Consider the following 4329-nt stretch of genomic DNA (forward strand, 5'->3'; position numbering starts at 1 on the left):
GCGATACAGGGAGGGCTGCGGGGTCCCTCCTTCTCGGCCTCGACGATGTGGGAGGAGCCTGTGCGGCGAAACGGGCTAGACGCCCCCAGGCCCAGAACTTGGGCGAAACCAACTCCCACCAAAGCACAGCCGCTTTAGTAGCCGAACAATGAAGCCTCGCTCGACGAGCCGCCGCCTCTACTGTCAGCGGCATCACGCGGTTGAAGCGAACAGCGCAGCGGCTACTGTTTCCCGCACAACTCGGACGGCAATTGGGACAAGTCCGCACATGTCGTCACGTAAGCTGAACGCCGCAGGTACAGCCAAATTGGGGGCGGGGCGTTTCTGCCGTTTTGATAGAATTCTATCAAACTGACAATTTTCCTTGCACGAATGCAAGGAGAGCTCGATTGACTCCCCTCCTTTCTTGTCAAGGATGGGTTTGCAGGCTGCGGTGCGGCAGAAGCCGGACAGAACGGCGACCGGTCGAGTAAAGGCCTGCGCAAACAAGCGCGCATATTGCGGGCGCCCGCACGGAGGAGAAGACGCTCGTCCTGGTGAAAGACAACGATGCTCAGGCGCCATTGCCATTTGCCGAGGGGGTCCGCGCGCCGGAAATTTCGAAGCAACAAAGGTGAGATCGAGAATGATGATGGCGAAATACAACACAGCTCACCGTCCAGTGCAGTTCTACCGGCGGGTGGCGGAGTGGGATGGGCTGCCAAATGGAACGTAAAAAGATCAGCAAGGAGATGCTTGGCGATAGTCAGGCGCTGCGCAAGCTGCGTGAGCACCTTGTCAAGGTGGCCAAGGCGAAGACTACGGTCCTGTTGCGAGGTGAATCCGGAACCGGCAAGGAGCTGGTTGCCAAAGCCATTCACGAGCTCTCGCCTCGCGCCAAGCAGCCCTTCATCAAGGTCAATTGCGCGGCGCTCACCGAGACGCTTCTGGAATCTGACTTGTTCGGTCATGAGAAGGGTGCCTTCACCGACGCGAGCAGTTTGCGCAAGGGGCGCTTTGAGGCTGCCGACAAAGGCACATTGTTTCTGGACGAGATTGGCGAAATATCAGGTTCGTTCCAGGCTAAGCTGCTGCGTGTCCTGCAGGAGCAGGAGTTTGAGCGCGTCGGCAGCAACCACACCATTAAAGTTGATGTTCGCGTGATTGCCGCAACGAACAGGGACTTGGAAACGGCAGTTCAACGCAAGGAGTTCCGGCAAGACCTCTATTATCGCATCAACGTCGTCACTTTACGCGTGCCGGCATTGCGCGAAAGGCGAGGTGATATTCCGCTCTTGGCCGCTCAGTTTCTCAAGAATTTCAATACTGAGAATGATCACACGCTGACCTTCGCTCCCGAAGCGATTGAGGTGCTAATGAACTGCGAATTTCCAGGTAACATCCGAGAGCTCGAAAACTGCGTTCAACGGACGGCAGTTCTGGCGACGGGTCCATCAATCCTCAGAACTGACTTTGCCTGTTACGCGGATCAGTGCTTGGCCGCGGCGCTGTGGAAGAACGGACAGCCGACGTCAGAGAAGTCGACTACGATCGAGCCTTCCGCCGCCTGTGCCGCCCCGCCCGTCGGCGACGGGCAAGCGCCGATAGGCCCTGCCACGACTCGTGGTAGGGTGCCCGATGCCGATACGGTCATTGCTGCCATGGAAAAGTGTGGCTGGGTGCAGGCAAAGGCGGCGCGCCTGCTCGGTTTGACCCCGCGCCAGATCGGCTACGTGCTGAGAAAACGCGGTATCGAGATCAAGCGTCTCTGAAACAACCCGCCGAGCAAGAGCTGGAGCAGGTCAAGCATTGGTGCTCTGGCGCCGAGCCCATCGGCCAGGCTTACGAAGTGGGTGTGAACAGCGCTGCCAAGATTCCGGCCGTGTGCTTTCTACCACCAGTCGTACTGGGGCTCTGCGACTGACAAACTAAAAAGGAGTAATCCTCTGGCGGGACCTGGTCGATACATTAGCTGATGGCTTACCGCTCGATATCACGCAATCTGAGATGGGCATGAAAGTGAGTTCGACCGCTGGACAGTTGCCGACTTCGTCAGGTATTGGCCCCTGCGACCGGTTGATCTCCGATATCCAAATTCTTGGAAGTTGGTCGAGACGAAACTGTCGCCCCGGCTCGTGACCGACCGCGCGCCCGGCAAGATCGAGTTACAAAGTTGCCGAGGCAGTTTGATGTGCGTTCCTGCATCACTGTACGGGACACGACCTGACGGGAGACTATGATGCGTAGCCAAAAAGAAAAGATGCTCGCAGGCGAGTTTTACAATGCGGCGGATCCGGAGATCCAAGCTGACCTGTTGGCAACCGGGGCTTGGCTCAAGCGGTACAATGATACGCTGGGGCAGACCACGGGGCATTGGCATGAGCTTTTGTCCGAGCGGCTGGGAGAGGTTGGGCGCGGAACGGTCATCCGTCCGCCCTTTTTTTGCGACTACGGATTCAATATCCGCATTGGAGCCAATGCCTACATCAACTTCAACTGCGTTATTCTTGACGTGGTAGAGGTCAAAATCGGGCAAGGAACGGCAATTGGGCCTGCTGTGCAGATTTATACCGCCGATCATCCACATGATGCCGAGCAGCGGCAGGCCGGCCTGCAGGTCGGGCGTCCTGTTCACATTGGCAGCCGTGTCTGGATCGGCGGTGGAGCAATCATTCTGCCTGGCGTCACGATTGGTGATAATGCAGTGGTAGGCGCTGGCTGCGTGGTCACACGAGATGTTCCCGCCGGGGCAAAGGTAGTGGGAATTCCTGCTCGCGTGGCCGACCCACATAAACAGGCATAATCAACCTCGTTGACCCTGGAGGTGCATGCGAACTGTCGAAACTGTGCCGAATTTTTGTCGAAGCCATTGAGCGCTGCATATGTTGTCGCGACTCGGGCGCTTCAGTTCTTTTGCCACGGGGGTCACAAGATCATGTGCGTAATGCCGCCGCAACGTGCTCACGTCCCGCAGCAGCGGACCCTTTCACATGGCCCAACGAATTCAGAGCCTACGTTGTGCTGCCACTAGCATTACTGCTCACGAATGTATTCCCAACTGAGTTTTCGCCCTTGGAGGCAAGCAGCGACTCACCAGCAATCGCCGGCCATTAATCCTGGCTAGCATCGACCCCGACGAGGCGAGCCGCGGCGTTGCGGATCGGCATGTCGATGACCGTGATTGCGCCTTCGGCAAGGAAACGACGTTCGTTTCTGGTCAGCGTAGCCGAATCGATCACCGCAAAATGTGGGCCAGTGGAGCGCTTCATCAGCTGTCTGGCATATGTGCGCAGCATCTGATCGTTGAAGCGGCAGCCCACGAAGAAAAAACCCCGGTTGACGCGCCGTTGCTTCACCGCGTCCGGGATCGGCGTCTGGATATCAATTTCGGTTAGGACTTCGACGTAATCGGAATCAGCCACGAGGAAGTTTGCCGCCGGCCTGACGCTGCCGTGCGGCGCATAGAGCACCGTCCTAGCCACTTGTTCGGCCTCGAGTTCTGTTCCTGACAAATCGTAAGTTCTCGTCCAGATGTTACCGATTCCGGTCGCGCGCGTCGTTCCTTGTATCTCGACAACGTCTGTTTGGCCGGCCTCTGCAAGGGCTGCTCGCATGGCGCCATCGTACCAGCTGTCGATGATGACAGACAGTTGAAGGGTTGCGAGCCAGGCGTGAAGAACGGTCGGCTCGGCGGGGGCTGCGAATATCTCCGCCATCCACGCTTGGAGAGTCCGACGATGTCGGCGCTGCTCGATAAACTGCGCGACCGACCACATATTGGTGCGAATCCTGGAAGGGGCAGGCGCCCGCTTGTTGAGGGCCGCGGCGACATCTTCAGGGGTGCAAGGTACAGGGGATTCCGGTGGGTTAAGCTGCAGAAGACCAGGACCGAGATAGGGGATCACTCGATCGGCCTTGAGAGCGCCGTTCAGCAGGTCAATCAGTTTTTTGGCAAAACTGCCCCGGACGACGACGAGATGGTCCCAGCTCAGCATCGTGTTCATACGCGTTTCCTCTCCGCCACTGAACCCACCGGCATCAGGCCCCGTCGGAAATCTTCATCGCCTCGACGGTGATCGGCAAACGCGTGTCGCGCGGAAGGTCGGGCAGCATGAGCCGCCAACCGTTCCTGAGCGTCACGGTCCCGCCCCATAAGTCAGCGTTCTCAATCTCGGTGATCGGCTCTTCGAGATCCTTCTTGGGGACATAAGCCGACAAGCCAGTAGCGGTCCTGCGAATCATTACTTTCATCCGGCTGTTCCCCCGTTGGAAATGCCTTCAGCTCCGCAGGGAACCTCGACTTTGTCGAGGCTAATGAGTTCGCGCGCTCGCATGCCGACGACCGTGCCA

General features: G+C 58.1%; 4 protein-coding genes and 1 pseudogene. 2 read left to right on the top strand and 3 right to left on the bottom strand.

What is annotated here, in order from left to right:
- Positions 1–192: 192 nt before the first annotated feature.
- Complete coding sequence (locus EN964_RS37850; RefSeq protein ID WP_127262932.1) at positions 193–645, bottom strand: hypothetical protein; 453 nt, start codon at positions 643–645, stop codon at positions 193–195.
- Positions 646–707: 62 nt separating this feature from the next.
- Here EN964_RS37850 and nifA point away from each other — a divergent pair.
- Positions 708–1751 (top strand): annotated as a pseudogene (gene nifA, locus EN964_RS26365) (nif-specific transcriptional activator NifA); the annotation flags it as partial.
- Positions 1752–2215: 464 nt separating this feature from the next.
- Positions 2216–2782: a sugar O-acetyltransferase gene (locus EN964_RS26370; protein ID WP_024505228.1), complete on the top strand. Its 567-nt coding sequence runs from the start codon at positions 2216–2218 to the stop codon at positions 2780–2782.
- A gap of 307 nt (positions 2783–3089) precedes the next feature.
- On the opposite strand, the gene EN964_RS26375 is transcribed toward EN964_RS26370, so the two are convergent.
- Both EN964_RS26375 and nifT read right to left on the bottom strand, forming a co-directional pair.
- Entirely contained in the window at positions 3090–3983 is an 894-nt protein-coding gene (locus EN964_RS26375; RefSeq protein WP_024505229.1) for an SIR2 family protein, read from the bottom strand.
- Positions 3984–4017: 34 nt separating this feature from the next.
- Entirely contained in the window at positions 4018–4230 is a 213-nt protein-coding gene (gene nifT, locus EN964_RS26380) for a putative nitrogen fixation protein NifT (protein ID WP_024505230.1), read from the bottom strand.
- Between the last annotated feature and the right edge of the window lie 99 nt (positions 4231–4329).

This window comes from Mesorhizobium sp. M7A.F.Ca.CA.001.10.2.1, from assembly GCF_003998575.1.
GTDB lineage: Bacteria > Pseudomonadota > Alphaproteobacteria > Rhizobiales > Rhizobiaceae > Mesorhizobium.